The sequence below is a fragment of the Kitasatospora sp. NPDC057940 genome (assembly GCF_042887425.1).
GTDB lineage: Bacteria > Actinomycetota > Actinomycetes > Streptomycetales > Streptomycetaceae > Kitasatospora.
Genome location: NZ_JBHVPH010000007.1, coordinates 12,428 through 29,021, shown reverse-complemented (window position 1 = coordinate 29,021; position 16,594 = coordinate 12,428). Strand labels below are relative to the sequence as shown.

The 16,594-nt window shown below is 73.7% G+C and carries 12 protein-coding genes; 3 read left to right on the top strand and 9 right to left on the bottom strand.

Going from position 1 to position 16,594, the window contains the following annotated elements:
* Positions 1-54: 54 nt before the first annotated feature.
* Both ACFVTF_RS13715 and ACFVTF_RS13710 read right to left on the bottom strand, forming a co-directional pair.
* A complete protein-coding gene (locus ACFVTF_RS13715; RefSeq protein WP_371516726.1) occupies positions 55-1,422 on the bottom strand; it encodes an MFS transporter in 1,368 nt (455 codons plus the stop codon).
* Positions 1,423-1,605: 183 nt separating this feature from the next.
* Positions 1,606-2,367 (bottom strand): 3-hydroxybutyrate dehydrogenase, encoded by a 762-nt coding sequence (locus tag ACFVTF_RS13710; protein ID WP_387813250.1) that lies wholly within the window; start codon positions 2,365-2,367, stop codon positions 1,606-1,608.
* 310 nt (positions 2,368-2,677) lie between these two features.
* On the opposite strand from ACFVTF_RS13710, the gene ACFVTF_RS13705 reads away from it, so the two are divergent.
* Positions 2,678-4,564 (top strand): regulator, encoded by a 1,887-nt coding sequence (locus ACFVTF_RS13705; protein ID WP_387813247.1) that lies wholly within the window; start codon positions 2,678-2,680, stop codon positions 4,562-4,564.
* A gap of 166 nt (positions 4,565-4,730) precedes the next feature.
* Here ACFVTF_RS13705 and ACFVTF_RS13700 read toward each other — a convergent pair whose 3' ends face one another.
* The 3 genes from ACFVTF_RS13700 to ACFVTF_RS13690 all read right to left on the bottom strand — a co-directional run bounded on the left by ACFVTF_RS13700 (position 4,731) and on the right by ACFVTF_RS13690 (position 8,862).
* Positions 4,731-5,957: a cation:proton antiporter gene (locus ACFVTF_RS13700; RefSeq protein ID WP_387813244.1), complete on the bottom strand. Its 1,227-nt coding sequence runs from the start codon at positions 5,955-5,957 to the stop codon at positions 4,731-4,733.
* Positions 5,958-6,095: 138 nt separating this feature from the next.
* Positions 6,096-7,427: an NAD(P)/FAD-dependent oxidoreductase gene (locus ACFVTF_RS13695; protein ID WP_371516721.1), complete on the bottom strand. Its 1,332-nt coding sequence runs from the start codon at positions 7,425-7,427 to the stop codon at positions 6,096-6,098.
* A 529-nt stretch (positions 7,428-7,956) separates the two neighbouring features.
* Positions 7,957-8,862 (bottom strand): TIGR01777 family oxidoreductase, encoded by a 906-nt coding sequence (locus ACFVTF_RS13690; protein ID WP_387813240.1) that lies wholly within the window; start codon positions 8,860-8,862, stop codon positions 7,957-7,959.
* 64 nt (positions 8,863-8,926) lie between these two features.
* On the opposite strand from ACFVTF_RS13690, the gene ACFVTF_RS13685 reads away from it, so the two are divergent.
* Together ACFVTF_RS13685 and ACFVTF_RS13680 are read left to right on the top strand one after the other, a co-directional pair.
* Positions 8,927-9,424 (top strand): GNAT family N-acetyltransferase, encoded by a 498-nt coding sequence (locus tag ACFVTF_RS13685; protein ID WP_387813237.1) that lies wholly within the window; start codon positions 8,927-8,929, stop codon positions 9,422-9,424.
* 119 nt (positions 9,425-9,543) lie between these two features.
* Complete coding sequence (locus ACFVTF_RS13680; RefSeq protein ID WP_387813234.1) at positions 9,544-10,623, top strand: DUF2510 domain-containing protein; 1,080 nt, start codon at positions 9,544-9,546, stop codon at positions 10,621-10,623.
* Positions 10,624-10,665: 42 nt separating this feature from the next.
* Here the strand turns inward: ACFVTF_RS13680 and ACFVTF_RS13675 are convergent, their stop codons facing one another.
* From ACFVTF_RS13675 to ACFVTF_RS13660, 4 genes are all read right to left on the bottom strand, one after another.
* Positions 10,666-11,181 carry a DUF4240 domain-containing protein gene (locus tag ACFVTF_RS13675; protein ID WP_350885237.1) on the bottom strand — a complete coding sequence of 172 codons (516 nt, stop codon included), beginning with the start codon at positions 11,179-11,181 and terminating at the stop codon, positions 10,666-10,668.
* A 223-nt stretch (positions 11,182-11,404) separates the two neighbouring features.
* Positions 11,405-13,159, bottom strand: coding sequence for a 2-oxoglutarate dehydrogenase, E2 component, dihydrolipoamide succinyltransferase (sucB, locus tag ACFVTF_RS13670; RefSeq protein ID WP_387813231.1), 1,755 nt, complete (start codon positions 13,157-13,159; stop codon positions 11,405-11,407).
* A 56-nt stretch (positions 13,160-13,215) separates the two neighbouring features.
* The gene (gene lpdA, locus ACFVTF_RS13665; protein ID WP_363580954.1) at positions 13,216-14,604 is read right to left on the bottom strand and encodes a dihydrolipoyl dehydrogenase; all 1,389 of its coding nucleotides are present in this window, start codon (positions 14,602-14,604) and stop codon (positions 13,216-13,218) included.
* A 407-nt stretch (positions 14,605-15,011) separates the two neighbouring features.
* The gene (locus ACFVTF_RS13660; protein WP_387813227.1) at positions 15,012-16,517 is read right to left on the bottom strand and encodes a leucyl aminopeptidase; all 1,506 of its coding nucleotides are present in this window, start codon (positions 16,515-16,517) and stop codon (positions 15,012-15,014) included.
* Positions 16,518-16,594: the final 77 nt, after the last annotated feature.

Sequence of the window (16,594 nt, the reverse complement as noted above, 5' to 3'; positions counted from 1 at the left end):
GTGCCGCCAATCGGCGTCGGGTCCGGCGGAAGCGCGATCGTAGCGGCTCCGCCGTCAGGCGGTGGCGGGCTTGGCCGCCACGGCGGCGGCCTCCGCCTCCACCGCCGTCTCGACGTCCGCCAGGTCGCTGCCCCTGGTCTCCCGCCCGCACAGCACCGCCAGCACGGTGATCGCCGCCGCGATCGCCACGTACACGGAGATCGGGGTGGCGTTGCCGTAGTCCTTGAGCAGCGCGGTCGCGATCAGCGGCGCGGGCGCGCCAGCGGCCACCGAGGCGAACTGGGCCCCGATCGAGGCGCCCGAGTAGCGCATCCGGGTGGCGAACAGCTCGGAGAAGAACGCCGCCTGCGGTGCGTACATCGCGCTGTGGAAGACCAGTCCGACCGTCACCGCGACCAGTAGTTGTCCGAACGACCTGGTGTCCACCAGTCCGAAGAAGACGAACGCCCAGACGCCCACCCCGACGGCGCCCACCAGGTACACCGGCTTGCGTCCGACCCGGTCGGACAGTGCTCCGAACAGCGGGATCAGCCCGAACTGGATCGCCGAGCCGATCAGTACGGCGTTCAGCGCGGTCTGCTTGGAGAAGTGCGCGTGGGTGACGGCGTACGTCAGGACGAACGTGGTCATCACGTAGTACGAGATGTTCTCCGCCATCCGTGCGCCCATCGCCACCAGCACCTCGCGCCAGTGGTTGCGCAACACCGCCACCAGCGGCGGCTGTTCGGCGGTCTTCCGCTGCTGCTGGGCCGCCAGCGCCTGCTTGAACAGCGGCGACTCGTCCACCGCCAGCCGGATCCACAGCCCGACCCCGACCAGCACCGCCGACAGCAGGAACGGCACCCGCCACCCCCACGACAGGAACGCGTCCTCCGACAGCACCGCCGTCAGCAGCGACAGCACCCCCGCCGCCAGCAGGTTCCCGGCCGGCGCCCCGCCCTGCGGCCACGACGCCCAGAACCCGCGCCGCCGCTGGTCCCCGTGCTCCGACACCAGCAGCACCGCCCCGCCCCACTCCCCGCCGAGCGCGAAGCCCTGCACCAGGCGCAGCACCGTCAACAGCACCGGCGCCGCCGCCCCGATGGAGCTGTAGGTGGGCAGCACCCCGATCAGCGTGGTCGACCCGCCCATCAGCAGCAGGCTGACGACGAGCAGCTTCTTCCGCCCGATCCGGTCGCCGAAGTGCCCGAACACCAGGGCCCCGATCGGTCGCGCGGCGAACCCGATCGCGTAGGTGAGGAAGGACAGCAGCGTCCCCGTCAGCGGATCGGTGTTCGGGAAGAACAGCTTGTTGAACACCAGCGCGGCCGCTGTTCCGTACAAGAAGTAGTCGTACCACTCGATGGTGGTCCCGATGAGGCTGGCGGCCACGACCCGAGGGAGTGAGCGGGTGGCTGCCGTGGCTGGTGCGGAGGCGTTCATGGTCACCACTTCCGGGCGGGGGGAGGATGTCGCCCCCGGGGAGGCGCCCCGGGGAATGTCGTTCCCGGGGGCGCCGCCCCGGGGGACGTCGCCACAAGGTAGGGAGGCGCGTTCCCCGGGACTATGTGGGCCGCCCACATAGTCCCGGGGGTCGGCCTGGGGAGGACGGCCAGGTGCCGCCGCTCAGTGCGCCGTCCAGCCGCCGTCGACGGGGAGGCTGGCGCCGGTGATGTAGGAGGCGGGCGGGGAGCAGAGCCAGAGGGCGAGTTGGGCGATCTCCTCGGGCTCGATGAGGCGCTTGACGGCCGTGCGTTCGAGCATGATCTGCTCGACGACCTCGTCCTCGCGGATGCCGTGGGCGAGCGCCTGGCTCGCGATCTGCTTCTCCACCAGGGGAGTTCGGACGTAGCCCGGGTTGATGCAGTTGCTGGTGACGCCGTAGGGGGCGCCCTCCAGGGCGACGGTCTTGCTGAGGCCCTCCAGCGCGTGCTTGGCGGTGACGTAGGCGGACTTGAAGGCGCTGGCCCGCAGTCCGTGGACGGAGGAGATGTTGACCACCCGGCCCCACTCCTGCTCGTACATGTGCGGGAGAGTGCGGCGCAGGATGCGGAACGGCGCCTCGACCATGACGCGTTGGATGAGGGTGAAGCGGTCGGGCGGGAACTCGTGGACGGGCGCGACGTGTTGGAGGCCGGCGTTGTTGACCACGATGTCGGCGTCGGCCGGCAGGGCCTCCACGGCCTCCGGGTCGGCGAGGTCCGCGACGACGGCGTGGCCGCCGATCCGCTCGGCCAGCTCCCGGGCCGGGCCGGCCGCGAGGTCGACGACGTAGACCCGGGCGCCGGCCCCGGCGAAGGCCTCGGCGCAGGCCCGGCCGATGCCCGAGGCGGCCCCGGTGACCAGGGCCGTCCGGCCGTCGAGCGGGCGGGCTGTAGTGGTGTCCATGGCCGAGAACGCTAGGAAATCCGGGGGCCCGGCTCCCATGTGGTGGTCCACCACAGCATCCGGGTGGGCTGTGGTGTTCGCCGCCATGATGGGCGATCGACGGTTCGACCGCGGAAGGCCAAACCCGCGCCGACCGCGCTTCCCCACAATGGGCGCGGTTGCTTCACCCGTTCGGAGGATTGCTCGGTCAGATCCACCCATAGCGCCCGAATGCTCGCTACATTCACGCCGATTCCCGACAGGGGGCGCCGCCCCAGGCAGCCGAAGTGCTGGTAGAGCCCGGTGCGACGTCCGAGAGGTGTTGACTGACATGCCCCAACGGCCTGCAACCGACAGCCCGGCGTACGGACCGCTCGACCCGCTCGGCCACCACCGAGGCCCGGTCGGCCGGAACCTGCCGGACGCCCCCGACGCCCTGACCGCCGACGCCCCGACCGCCGACGAACTGCGGCTGCCCGCGCAGGCCACAACCGACCGGCACGAACCCGCCGTCCCCGCCCCCGGGCCGGTCGGCGGCCACTCCGGGCACTCCGGCCCGGCCCCGCAGAACGGCCAACTCGCCGCGCTCATCGAGGAGGCCGGCTTCTCGCACGCGGGCCTGGCCCGCCGGGTCGACCAGCTCGGCCTGGAGCACGGCCTCGACCTGCGCTACGACAAGACCTCGGTCACCCGCTGGCTGCGCGGCCAGCAGCCCCGCGGCGCCACCCCCGCGCTGATCGCCGAGGTCTTCACCCGCCGCCTCGGCCGCCGCCTCACCGCCCAGGACCTCGGCCTGGACGCCTGCGCCCCGGTGTACGCGGGCCTGGAGTTCGCCGAGACCCCGCAGGAGGCGGTGGACATCGTGGCGAGCATGTGGCGCAAGGACAACGGCCCGCAGTCCGAACTGCGCCGGATCGCCTTCACCCCGGCCGGCCTGGTCGTCCCCAGCCGGGACTGGCTGATCGGCCGCACGGACGAGCGCGTCGCCCGGGACGGCTCGACGATGGCCCGCCCCGACGTCGCCACCGGTCCGCCCACCGGTCCGCCCGCCGCCACCGCCGGTACCGCCGGCACCGCGGCATCCGCCGCATCCACCGCGCCCGCCCAGAGCGTGCCCCCCGCGCCGGGCGCTCCCCCTCCGAGCCCGGCGCGCGGCCAGGCCCACCACGGGGCCCCCGGCATGCGCCCCGTCCCGGGCGCGGCCGTCCCCGCCGGGCCCACCATCGGCCGGGTGCCCACCCAGAGCCGGCGCCCGCCGACCGCCGTCGAGCCGCCGTACACCGAACCGGCCCGCGAGTCGCGCCCCGCCCTGCGGGTCGGCCGCGGCGACATCGCCGCCATCCGAGCCGTCGGCGACCTCTTCCGGGCGCTCGATCACGCCTACGGCGGCGGGCACGCCCGGCAGGCGCTGGTCCGCTACCTGGAGAGCGAGGCCGAGCCGATGCTGCGCGGCCGCTACGGCGAGCAGATCGGCCGGGCGCTGTTCGGCGCCGTCGCCGACCTGACCAGGCTGGCCGGCTGGACGTCCTTCGACATCGCCGCGCACGGCCTCGCCCAGCGCTACTTCGTCCAGGCGCTGCGCCTGTCCCAGGCCGCCGGGGACCGCGCGCTCGGCGGGTACGTCCTGGTGACGATGAGCCAGCAGGCCGTCCACCTGGGCCACGGCCGGGAGGCCGTCCAACTGGCCAGGGTCGCCCAGCAGGGCGTGGGCACCGCCGTGCCGCCGGTGGTCCAGTCGCTGATGCACGCCGCCGAGGCGCGCGGACACGGCCTGCTGGGCGACGTCCGGGCCTGCACCACCGCGCTGGTGCGCTCCGAGCGGGCACTCGCAGCGGCCCGGGTCGGCGACGAACTGCCCTCCTGGGCGCGGTACTTCGACGAGGCCCAGCTCTCCGACGAGTTCGCCCACTGCTACCGCGACCTCCAGCAGTGGCGCACCTCCGCGCAGCACGCCGAGAAGTCGTTGCGGCTGCGCTCACCCGCCTACGCGCGCAGCCGGATCTTCTGCCGGCTGGTGCTGGCCACCGCCCGGCTCGGCATGGGGGACCTCGACGAGGCCTGCACCATGGCCACCGACGCGCTGCGGGCGGCGGGGGAGATGCGCTCGGCCCGCTCGCTGGAGTACGTCCGGGACTTCCACCGCCGCCTCACCCCCTACCGGGGCAGCCCGGTGGCCCGCGCCTTCGAGGAGACGGCCCGCCAGGCCGGCGTGATCTGAGGACCCGTCGAAGAGGGGCCGACCGGGCGAGCCCCGGCGGCCCTGGAAACCCGTCCGGCCCGGGTCCGCCCCGGGCCGAAGGGCCCGTCCGCCCGGCACCGGCACCGGATCCGAGTGCCCCGGCGGCGGGTGGGACCGCCCCGGCGACGGGCGGGAGCGAAGCGGCTCACCAGCTCTCGGCCCGGACGCGCGGCTGCCCGGCCTCCGGCGCGGGCGGCCGGACGCTGCCGCCGCGCACCCGCTGCGCCACCAGCGGGAACACCAGCACCGAGAGCATGCCGGCGCCGACCAGCGCGGCCGCCGTCGAGGACGGCAGGTGGCCGTCGTCCACCTCGATGGTGGTGATCACCACGACCAGCGGCAGCGCCGTCGCGCCGTAGAGCCCGAGCGCCGTGCGGTCCCGCCGGCCGAGTCCGGCCGGGGCGAGCAGCCCGGCGGGCAGTCCGCGCACGGCCAGGAGCAGCAGCAGGAACACCGGGACGAGCAGTATCGTGCCGGGATCGTCCAGCAGGGCGGCCAGGTCGAAGTTCATCCCGCTGACCACGAAGAACACCGGCACCAGGAAACCGAAGCCGATGCTCTCCAGCTTGGCCTCGATCACCTCCTCCTCGGCCCGGCGGATGTCGGAGAGCAGCAGCCGGGAGACGATCCCGGCGGTGAAGGCGCCGAGCAGCATGTCCAGGTCGAGCCAGATCGCGGCGGCGACCATGACGGCGAGCACCAGGATCACGGCCCGGACGGCGAACTGCCCGGAGGTGCGCAGGGTGCGCTCGATGAGCCGGGTGGCCCAGGCGGGCCGGGGGCGGCGTGCGCCGAGGACCGCGACGGCGGTGATCACCGCGAAGGCGCCGAGGATGACGGCCGTCCGGACCGGGGAGTTGCCGCTGAGCAGGATGGCGATCGCGATGATCGGCCCGAACTCGCCGACCGCCCCGGTGGCTATCACCAACGAGCCGAAGGGGGTGGGGAGTTCGCCGGAGTCGCGAAGGATCGGCAGGATGGTCCCGAGGGCGGTGGTGGTGAGCGCGAGCCCGGCGAAGGCGCCGTTCAGCGGGTCCCGGTTGACCAGCGCGCCCACGCCGAGCGCCACCACGAGCGAGACCAGCCACGCGGTGCCCGCCCGTTTCAGCGGGCCGCCGCGCAGCTTGGCGAAGTCGATCTCGTACCCGGCCAGGAACATCAGCATGGCCAGGCCGAACTGGGAGAGCGCGTTGACCAGTTCGTCGACGTGCGCCCAGTTCAGGACGTCGGGGCCGATCAGGACGCCGAGCAGGATCTCGAACACGACGGTCGGGACGGCGATCCACCGCAGCAGGCGGTCGGCGAGCAGCGGCGCGGCGACGGCCGCGGCGGGGATCAGGATCAGGGCCACCGGCTGGACGGCGGCGCTCACCGCGCAGCCGGCCGTACGGTGTAAATCATCCGATGAGCGGTCATGTCGGCATCCTGGCACGTCGCCGCTCCGTCACCCATCGGCAGGTCGTCAGCGTGTCCCGGGAGCCAAGAGCCAAGAGCCGAGAGCCCGACGGGCTCAGGCCGCCGCCTCGGCCTCCCGGGCGTCGGCCGGGACGCCGAAGTCGCGCAGCACCGCCTGCGCCGCCCGCCGCCCGGACACCAGCGCCCCCTGCACGGTGCTGGTGTCCCGGTGGTCCCCGGCGACGTACAGCCCGGCCAGCACCCGCACCGGGCGCCGGGGGTTGTGCGGCGGCGGCATCGCGGGCAGCGCGTCCGGGACGTGCCGCACGTTCAGGAACTGCCAGCCGGTGGTCGAGGTGCCGTACAGCTCGGCGAGCCGGGCCCGGACCGCCGGTTCCAGCCCGGCCGGGCCGCCCGCGTCGAAGGAGCGCCGCGCGAGCACGGTGGTGGCGATCAGTGCCTGCCCGGCGGGGGCGTAGGAGGGGTGCAGTTCGCTGAGCACCAGCGAGTGCGAGACCAGCGGCGGCTGCCCGCCGGGCCGGTCGCCGTCGAGCAGCAGGACGGCCTCGCCCAGCGGGGTGCGGTCGGCCGCGTGGTAGAAGGTCGTGACGGGGTGGAAGTCCGGCAGCCGTAGCCCGGGCAGCAGTTCGGCGGCGGAGCGGGCGTCGGTGGCGAGGACGACGGCCTGGGCGCCGATCCGCCCGTGGGCGACGGTCTCCACGCCGTCGGCGGTGATCGAGGTGACCTGCACCCCGGTGCGTACGGTGCCGGCGGGCAGGGTGGTGGCCAGCTGGGCCGGCACGGCCGCGATCCCGCCGGCGGGCAGACAGAGCCGTCCGCGTGCGTAGGAGCGCAGGACCAGGTCGGCGATCCGGCTGCTGGTGCCGAGGGCGGGGTCGCTGAGCAGCGCGCTGAGCAGTGGCCGCAGGAAGCCGTCGAGGGTGCGCGGGGCGAGCCCGTGGCCGGCCAGCGCGCGGGCGGTGGTGGTCTCCGGGCGGGCCTTGAGGCGGCTGGCGGGGGTGGTGGCGAGCCGGCCGAGCCAGCTGCCGAGCCGGGCCTTGTCCAGCGGGCTGCCGAGTGGGGCGCGGGTGGCGGCCTGCCGGGCGGTGGTGAGCTGCGGGTCCCCGGTGCGGTAGCGGCGGCCGGCGCTGTGCACGAGGACTCCGGCGGCGAGCGGGCGCAGGTCGAGGCGGTCGAGGTCGAGGACGCGGCGGAGTTCGGGGAAGGCGGTGTTCAGCAGGTGGCTGCCGTCGTCGAGCCGGAATCCGTCCAGTTCGCGGGTGGCCATCCGGCCGCCGATCCGGTCCGTGGCCTCCAGGATCTGCACGGTGAGGCCGCGACCGGTGAGCGTGCGTGCGGCGGCCAGGCCGGCGAGTCCGGCGCCGATGACGATGACGTCAGGGTCGGACGGGCGGCGGGCGCGGCGGGTGAAGTCGTATGTGGGCACTGGCGTGCTCCCTCCCTGGTCCCGGGGCTCCGGCCGACGCAGGCAGCGGGGTGCCGGGACACGGTCCGACGGTGTGATGCCCAGTCAGTGTGAGCATCAGACAAGCGCATCGGGCCCGATCCAAGGGGCGAGAGGGGGCGTGCGGCACCGGACGGGAGCGCGGTCACGGACAGTGCGCCGTTGGGGCCGGGTTCCGGGGTCGGCGGGCGCGCACGGTCACCGGGGGCGTGCGACGCGCCTGGTGTGTGCTCCCGTGCGCCCCCTCCCGGAGCCCCGTCCGACCCCCACCCGATCTCCGCCCGGCATATGCCCCTGGCCAGCGCGAATGCCGTAGCCGCCGTACGCAGCGGGACGTACCGGAGCCCTGCGGCGGAGCCCGTGCCGGAGCCCCGCGGCGGACCGCAGGGTTCCGCGCCGCCGGTCGCCCCCGGCGTCACTCACAGCACCGTGCGCACCATCCCAGCGCCATTCACGGCGCCGCGCGCACTGCTACTCACCCCGCCACTCACGGCGCCGCGCGCACCGCCACTCACAGCGCCGCGCGCACCGCCGCGTCCACGTCCGGGTGCGCGAAGCGGAAGCCCGCGTCCAGCAGCCGCCGCGGCACCACCCGGTGGCTGCCGACCACCTCGACCGCCAGCTCGCCGAGCACGACCTTGAGCACCGCCTCCGGCACCGGGAACGGGGTCGGCCGCCGGAGCACCCGCCCGAACGCCGCCGTCAGCTCGGCGTTGGTGACGGGGTCGGGCGCGGTGAGGTTGACGGCGCCCGAGAGGTCGTCCCGGTCGATCAGGAACCGCAGCGCGGCGACCTGGTCGGCCAGCGAGATGAAGCTCCAGTACTGCCGCCCGTCGCCGAGCCGCCCGCCCAGCCCCAGCTTGAACAGCGGGAACAGCCGTGCCCCGGCCCCGCCGGCCGCGGACAGCACCATCCCGGTGCGCGGGTGGACGACCCGGATGCCGGCCAGCTCGGCCGGCCGCGCGGCCGCCTCCCACTCCACGCAGACCTCGGCCAGGAAGTCGTCGCCGGCGGGGGAGTCCTCGTCGATCACCCGGTTGCCGGTCTGCCCGTACCAGCCGACGGCGGAGGCGCTGACCAGCACCCGGGGCGGCTCCTTGAGCGCGGCCAGTGCGACGGCCAGCGTCTCGGTGCCGAGTGCCCGGCTCTCCCGGATCTCCCGCTTGTAGGCGTCCGTCCAGCGGTGGTCGCCGACTCCGGCGCCGGCCAGGTGCACGACCGCCTCGACCCCGGCCAGTCCGTCCTGATCGACCTGGCCGAGCAGCGGGTTCCAGCCGATGGCCGTGCTGCCGTCGGGCTGCGGGCCCGTCCTGGAGCGGCGCCGGACGAGCCGGACCACCTCGTGGCCGTCCGCCAGCAGGGAGCGGACGAGAGCCGAACCGATCAATCCCGTGGAGCCCGTGACAGCGATGCGCATGCGTCCATCCTCCCAGTTCCCGAAGCCCTGTCATGTCGGCATGCGTCTCATTAGCATGACGCGCATGCACGAGGACAATCTGATCATCCGCCCAGCTCAGCCTGAGGACGAGGGTGAACTCGCCGTTCTCAACCGTGCCGCCTGGTCCCCGCTGGCCGACGTCTCCCCGCAGCCGCCCGAGGAGGACGGCGTCTTCGACGAACGGCACACCCCGGAGCAGTACCTGGTCGCCCTCCTGGCGGGCCGGGTGGTCGGCTACGTCCGCCAGGTCCCGCCGACCCCGCTGGCCAGCAACCGGCACGTCCGGCAGATCCAGGGCCTGGTCGTCGACGGCACGGTCCGCGGCCGGGGCGTCGGTCGGCGCCTGGTCGAGGCGGCCTGCGAGGCCGCCCGGGCCGCGGGCGCGCGCAAGCTGACCCTGCGGGTGCTCGGCTGGAACACCCCGGCCCGCCGCCTCTACGAGGGCTGCGGCTTCGTCGTCGAGGGCTCGCTGGCGGAGGAGTTCCTGATCGACGGGTCCTACGTGGACGATATCTGGATGGCCCGCCGCCTGGCGGACTGACCTGCCCGACCGGCCTTGCTACCCGCCACATCTGACGGTCAGTCAGGTGTGGCGGGTGGTGCAGAGTCGTGACCGATCCGCTCTGTCTGGACCAGCACCCCGCCGGGTACCGTACGGCCGTGAGCAACTCGACGCCCCCCGGGTGGTACCCGGTCCCCGGTGCGGACGGCACCCCCGGTCACGAGCGCTGGTGGGACGGCAACGCCTGGACCAGCGAGGTACGCCCGCTTCAGGGCGGCGTCGGCCACCTCGCCGACGCCCCCACCCAGGGCTGGCAGCCCCCCGGCCGGCAGCCCGGGTACGGCTACGGCGGCCCGCAGGACGCCCCCGGCTACGGCTACCCGGGCAGCGCCCCCGCCCCGGGCTACGGCTACCCGGGCCAGGACGGCTACTACCCGGCGCAGGACGGCTACCCCGCCCAGGGTGCGGGCTACGGCTACCCGGCGCCGGGCTACCCGCAGCAGTCGGCGCCCCGCCGGGTGAGGCCCGGCCTGGTCGTCGGCATCGCGGTCGCCGTCCTCGCCGTGGGCGGGACCGTCGCCGGGATCGCGCTCAGCGGCGGCTCCCCGCAGGCCGACCCGGCCCCGAACCCGACCGTCACCATCACCCGGGGCGCCGGCCCCGCCCCGAGCCCCACGGCGGGCACGCCCGCCCCGACGCCCACCCCGACGCCCGCGCCCAAGCCGGCGCCGACCGTCAGGAGCACCGTCCCGGACACCCAGCACGCGATCACCGTCCCGGTGTTCGACGGCTGGGACGTGGCGCCCAACTCCCCGCACTCCACGGTCTACCTGGGCACCGGCCGCTACTCCTGCCCGGACGGCAGCTCCTGCATCCGCGGCCAGTTCTCGGTCGAGAAGGACACCGTCCAGGGCGTCACCGCCAAGACGGCCGCCGAGGCCACGATGCCCGCGTACGCCGGCCAGATCTTCACCGGGATCAGCTCGCACACCGACTCCGGCTCCGGCTACACGAGCGTCGCGGGCGTGGCCGGCTACGCCGTGCGCTGGCACATCCGCACCGCGGACGGCACCCAGGGCTACGTCCTGCTGGCGGCCGTCCCGGCCAAGGGCGGCGGCTTCGTGGTGTTCGAGGGCGGGGTGGACGACACCCCGAGCGCGCCGGACGCGTCCGTGCTGGACCAGATCCTCAAGGGCGTCAGGCAGGACGGCACGTCCGGCGGCGGCAGCACCGCCTGACGCGTCCGGCCCCGCTCATGCCGTGGGCGTGTCTGACACGTCCTAATCCCCGTAGCGCTCCCAGAGCTTGGGAAACCGTTTCGCCATGACGTCCGGGTCGTCGAAGTCCAGCGCGGCCCCGGCCGGTCGGCCGGACTGCCGCCCGCCCACCTCGGGCAGCGGCAGCCCGGTCAGCTGCTCGTACGCCTCGTCGGCGGCGTAGCCGAGGTCCTCGGCCTCGCCGTCCTCCTCCTCGTCGAACTCGGGCAGCAGGTCCGCCAGGTCGTCCGGTTCGAACAGAGCGCCCTCGAAGACGTCCCGGCCCTGGCCGATCAGCCAGCAGCGGAAGTAGTCGAAGGTGTCGTCGGAGGCGCCGTCCAGCAGCAGGTAGGCGGCGCCCCAGAGGTCGTGGCGGTAGGCCCGCTGGAACCGGGCCTCGAACAGCCGGGCGAAGTCGATGACGTCGTCCGGGGTCAGCTGGACCAGCCGTTCCACCAGCCGGTCGGCCTGCTCGTCCGGATCGCCGTCGGCGTCCTCCCGGGTCTCGTCGATCATCTGCCAGAAGTCGGTCTCGTCCATCACCGCTCCAGCATCCCCGTTCGCCAGCCCCCGCGCATGCCACGGCCCGGCGAAACGCTGGTGATGTTCGACGCAGCCAGGCGTGTTCGTCGCAGCCCGAGACGAGCGGGCGCGGCCGGAAGCAGGCGCACGACGGGCGGCCCCGGGCAACGGCGGAGCCCCGCGCCGTCCGGGGACGACGCGGGGCTCCGTGCAGCCGAAACCGCGGACCAGCAGTGGTGCCTTACAGGCCGAGCTCGACCTCGAACTCGCCGGCCTCCAGGATCTCCTTGACCGCGACCAGGTAGCGGGCGGCGTCGGCGCCGTCCACCAGGCGGTGGTCGTAGGAGAGCGACAGGTAGGTCATGTCGCGGATGCCGATGGCGGTGCCGCCGTCGGCCTCGATGACCACCGGGCGCTTGACGGTGGCACCGATGCCCAGGATGGCGACCTGGTTCGGCGGCACGATCACGGTGTCGAACAGCGCACCGCGCGAGCCGGTGTTGCTGATGGTGAAGGTGGCGCCGGACAGCTCGTCCGGGGTGATCTTGCTGTCGCGGACCTTGGCGGCCAGCTCGGCGGTCTTCTTCGAGATGCCGGCGATGTTGAGGTCGCCCGCACCCTTGATGACCGGGGTCATCAGACCCTTCTCGGAGTCCACCGCGATACCGATGTTCTCGGTGTCGAAGTAGGTGATGGTGCCCTCGGCCTCGTTGATCCGGGCGTTGACGACCGCGTGGGTCTTCAGCGCCTGGGCCGCGGCCTTGACGAAGAACGGCATCGGGGACAGCTTGACGCCCTCGCGGGCGAGGAAGCCCTCCTTGGCCTTGCCGCGCAGCGACATGATCTTGGTGACGTCCACCTCGACCACGCTGGTCAGCTGGGCCTGCTCGTGCAGCGCCTTCAGCATGTTGTCGCCGATGACCTTGCGCATGCGGGTCATCTTGACCGTCTGACCGCGCAGGGCGGACGGCGCGGCGGCGGCCTTCGGCGCAGCGGCCGGAGCGGCCGGAGCGGCGGCGGCGACCGGGGCCGGGGCGGCCTTGGCGGCCTCCGCGGCGGCGACGACGTCCTGCTTGCGGATGCGGCCGCCGACGCCGGTACCGGCGACGGAGGACAGCTCGACACCGTGCTCGGCGGCGAGCTTGCGCACCAGCGGGGTGACGTAGGCGTCACCGGCGTCGGCCACCGGGGCAGCCGGCGCGGCCGGGGCGACGGGGGCCGGAGCGGCGACCGGAGCGGGCGCGGCCGGGGCCACCGGGGCCGGAGCGGCGGCGACGGGGGCCGGAGCAGCCGGGGCGACGGGGGCCGGAGCAGCGACCGGAGCGGGCGCGGCGACCGGAGCCGGAGCGGCCACCGGGGCCGGGGCGGCGGCGACGGCACCCGCGGCACCGATCAGCGCGAGCTGGGCGCCGACCTCGGCGGTCTCGTCCTCGCCGACCAGGATCTTCACCACGACACCGGCGATCGGCGACGGGATCTCGGTGTCGACCTTGTCGGTGGAGACCTCGAGCAGCGGCTCGTCGACCTCGACCGTCTCACCCTCGGCCTTCAGCCAGCGGGTGACGGTGCCCTCGGTGACCGACTCGCCCAGCGCGGGCAGCAGGACCGGGGTGGCGTCGGCGGCCGGAGCGGCAGCCGGGGCCGCCGGGGCGGCAGCGGCGACCGGGGCGGGGGCGGCGGGCGCCTCCACGACCGGGGCCGGGGCGGCGACGGGCGCGGCCTCGGCGACCGGGGCCGCGGCGGCGACCGGGGCACCGGAGCCGTCGTCGATGATCGCCAGCTCGGCGCCGACGTCGACGGTCTCGTCCTCGCCGACCTTGATCGAGGCCAGGATGCCGGAGGCCGGCGACGGGATCTCGGTGTCGACCTTGTCGGTCGACACCTCGAGCAGCGGCTCGTCGACCTCGACACGCTCACCCTCGGCCTTCAGCCAACGGGTGACGGTGCCCTCGGAAACGCTCTCGCCCAGCGCGGGCAGTGTTACTGAGACCGCCATGGTTTCAGCGACTCCTATCAAGTCTTGCGTACTGGAAATGGGGGGTGGTGGCGTGATCAGTCGTGCGCGTGCAGCGGCTTGCCGGCCAGCGCCAGGTGCGCCTCGCCCAGGGCCTCGGACTGGGTCGGGTGCGCGTGGATGAGCTGCGCGACCTCGGCCGGCAGGGCCTCCCAGTTGTAGATCAGCTGAGCTTCGCCGACCTGCTCGCCCATGCGGGCGCCGACCATGTGGACGCCGACCACGGCGCCGTCCTTGACCTGGACGAGCTTGATCTCGCCGGCGGTCTTCAGGATCTTGCTCTTGCCGTTGCCGGCCAGGTTGTACTTGAGGGTGACGACCTTCTCCTTGCCGTACAGCTCGACGGCCTTGGCCTCGGAGATGCCGACGGAGGCCACCTCGGGGTTGGAGTAGGTCACGCGCGGGACGCCGTCGTAGTCGATCGGCACCGGCTTGAGGCCGGCCAGGCGCTCGGCGACCAGGATGCCCTCGGCGAAGCCGACGTGGGCCAGCTGCAGGGTCGGGGCGAGGTCGCCGACGGCCGAGATGGTGGGCACGTTGGTGCGCATGTACTCGTCGACCAGGACGTAGCCGCGGTCCATCGCGACGCCGTTCTCCTCGTAGCCGAGGCCGGACGAGACCGGGCCGCGGCCGATGGCGACGAGCAGCAGGTCGGCGTCGATCTGCTTGCCGTTCTCGGTGGAGACGCGGACACCGGCCTCGGTGTACTCGACGCCCGAGAAGCGGGCCTTCAGCTCGAACTTGATGCCGCGCTTGCGGAACGCGCGCTCCAGCAGCTTGGAGGAGTTCTCGTCCTCCAGCGGGACGAGGTGCGGCAGCGCCTCGACGATGGTGACCTCGACGCCGAAGGACTTCCAGACCGAGGCGAACTCGACGCCGATCACGCCGCCGCCGAGGATGACGGCCGACTTCGGGATGCGGTCGAGCTTGAGCGCGTGGTCCGAGGAGATCACGCGGTTGCCGTCGATCTCCAGGCCCGGGATCGAGCGCGGCACGGAGCCGGTGGCCAGGACGATGTGGCGGCCCTCGATGCGCTGGCCGTTGACGTCCACCGAGGTCTGCGAGGAGAGCTTGCCCGCGCCCTGGATGAAGGTGACCTTGCGGGAGGCGACCAGGCCCTGGAGGCCCTTGTACAGGCCGGCGATGACGTCGTCCTTGTACTTGTGGACGCCGTTGATGTCGATGCCCTGGAAGGTGGCCAGAACGCCGAACTCGGCGGCCTCCTTCGTCTCGTCCGCGATCTCGGCGGCGTGCAGCAGAGCCTTGGTCGGGATGCAGCCGCGGTGCAGGCAGGTGCCGCCCAGCTCCCCCTTCTCGACCAGGGCGACGCTCAGGCCCAGCTGAGCGGCGCGGAGCGCCGCGGCGTAACCGCCGCTTCCGCCTCCGAGAATGACTACGTCGAAAACGGTGCTGGCGTCGTTCGCCACGTCACGTCCTCCATGCAATGGGGTGGGTCGCCGGGCCGGTCGCGGTCCGGTGGGGTCGGAAGCCTTTGTGAGGCGCCCAGTCGTGCCGGAAATACATCTTCGCACTTGTTCGCGGTGGCTGATGTCCGGGTCCACCCCAGGGGTGGCCCACAGAGCGGTCACCGGGGCGGGAATACCCCCGACGGAAGGGCATCATTGCAGCTCAACGCGGGGTTGACAGCCGCCGGACGGGCGTCGGCGCGGCCTCGCGGCGCCACCTCTTCCGCAGGGTGGAACAAAGTTTCGCCCGCAGCGAACAGAGGTGCGGAGCGGAGCCCCGGCCTACTCGCAGGTAACCGGAGCCGGCGCGCGAACGCCGACGGGGGCCCGGCGCACGCGCGCCGGACCCCCGTCGAATCGGTGCCTGGTCAGGCCTTGCCGCCCGCCGCGGTCTGCTCGGCGAACCGGACCAGGGTGCGCACCGCGCTCGCGGTGCCGCCCTTCGGGGTGTAGCCGAACGGCGCGCTCTCGTGGAACGCCGGGCCGGCGATGTCCAGGTGGGCCCAGTCGATGCCCTCGGCCACGAACTCCTTCAGGAACAGGCCGGCCACCAGGCCGCCGCCCATCCGCTCGCCCATGTTCGCCAGGTCGGCGATGGTCGACTCGGTCATGCCCTTGCGCAGCTCGGCCGGCAGCGGCATCGGCCAGGACTGCTCGCCGACCTCGCCCGAGACGGTGTGCAGGGTCTCGCGCAGCTCGTCGTTGTTGGACATCACGCCGAAGGTGCGGTTGCCCAGGGCCAGCACCATGGCGCCGGTCAGGGTCGCCACGTCGACGATGACGTCCGGGTTCTCCTCGCCGGCGCGCACGATCGCGTCGGCCAGCACCAGACGGCCCTCGGCGTCGGTGTTCAGCACCTCGACGGTCTTGCCGCCGTACATGCGCAGCACGTCGCCGGGGCGGGTGGCGGAGCCGGACGGCATGTTCTCGGCCAGCGCCAGCCAGCCGGTCACGTTGACGGCCAGGCCCAGGCGCTTGGCGGCCACCACGGCGGCGAACACGGCGGCGGCGCCGGCCATGTCGCACTTCATGGTCTCGTTGTGGCCGGCCGGCTTCAGCGAGATGCCGCCCGAGTCGTAGGTGATGCCCTTGCCGATGAAGGCCAGCGTGGCCTTCGCCTTCGGGTGGGTGTAGGCCACCTTCACCAGCCGCGGCGGGTTGGCCGAGCCGTTGCCGACGCCCAGCAGGCCGCCGAAGCCGCCCTTGAGCAGCGCCTTCTCGTCCAGCACCTCGACCTTGAGGCCGTGCTCCTTGCCGGCCGCCTGGGCGATCGCGGCGAAGCTCTTCGGGTTCAGGTCGTTCGGCGCGGTGTTGACCAGGTCACGGGCCCGGTTCATCTCCTCGCCGACCGCGGCGGCGCGCTCCACGGCCGCCTTGGCGTCCTTGCTGCCCTTGCGGGGGGCCAGCACGACCAGCTCGCCGACCGGCTCCTTGCCACTGCCGTCGGCCTTGTAGGTGCCGAAGGCGTACGAGCCGAGCAGGCCGCCCAGCGCGACGGCCTCGACCTCGTCCGCGGACTCGGTCGGCAGGGCCAGCGCGGCCTTCTTGGCGCCGGCCAGGGTGCGGGCGGCGACACCAGCGGCGCGGCGCAGCGCCTCCAGCTGGTAGCCGGCCTCGGCGGCCTCGCCGAGGCCGACCGCGAGCACGAGCGCGGCCTTCAGGCCGGCGGGGGAGGGCACCTTGACGGCCTCGCCCTCGGCGCCGGTCGCGCCCAGGGTGCTGAGGACCTCGGTCAGCTTGCCCTCGAACGCCTCGTTCACGGCCTCGGAGCCGGGGGCCAGCACGATGCCCTTGGGGCCCTTGGCGACACCGACCACCAGGGCGTCCGCGCGCAGCGAGGCGGCGGAGGAGGTGCTCACAGACAATGCAGTCACGTAATGCGTCCTGTTCTTTCGCGGTCCACGGCCGGTTGCGGCGAGGCTGCCGCACCGGCGCAACCCGCCGTCGCAGG

Excerpts from the sequence above, each read along its gene's own strand:
- sucB (WP_387813231.1), bottom strand. The coding sequence starts at position 13,159 with ATGGCGGTCTCAGTAACACTGCCCGCGCTGGGCGAGAGCGTTTCCGAG.
- ACFVTF_RS13710 (WP_387813250.1), bottom strand. The coding sequence starts at position 2,367 with ATGGACACCACTACAGCCCGCCCGCTCGACGGCCGGACGGCCCTGGTC.
- ACFVTF_RS13685 (WP_387813237.1), top strand. The coding sequence starts at position 8,927 with ATGCACGAGGACAATCTGATCATCCGCCCAGCTCAGCCTGAGGACGAG.
- ACFVTF_RS13675 (WP_350885237.1), bottom strand. The coding sequence starts at position 11,181 with ATGGACGAGACCGACTTCTGGCAGATGATCGACGAGACCCGGGAGGAC.
- ACFVTF_RS13715 (WP_371516726.1), bottom strand. The coding sequence starts at position 1,422 with ATGAACGCCTCCGCACCAGCCACGGCAGCCACCCGCTCACTCCCTCGG.
- ACFVTF_RS13705 (WP_387813247.1), top strand. The coding sequence starts at position 2,678 with ATGCCCCAACGGCCTGCAACCGACAGCCCGGCGTACGGACCGCTCGAC.
- ACFVTF_RS13690 (WP_387813240.1), bottom strand. The coding sequence starts at position 8,862 with ATGCGCATCGCTGTCACGGGCTCCACGGGATTGATCGGTTCGGCTCTC.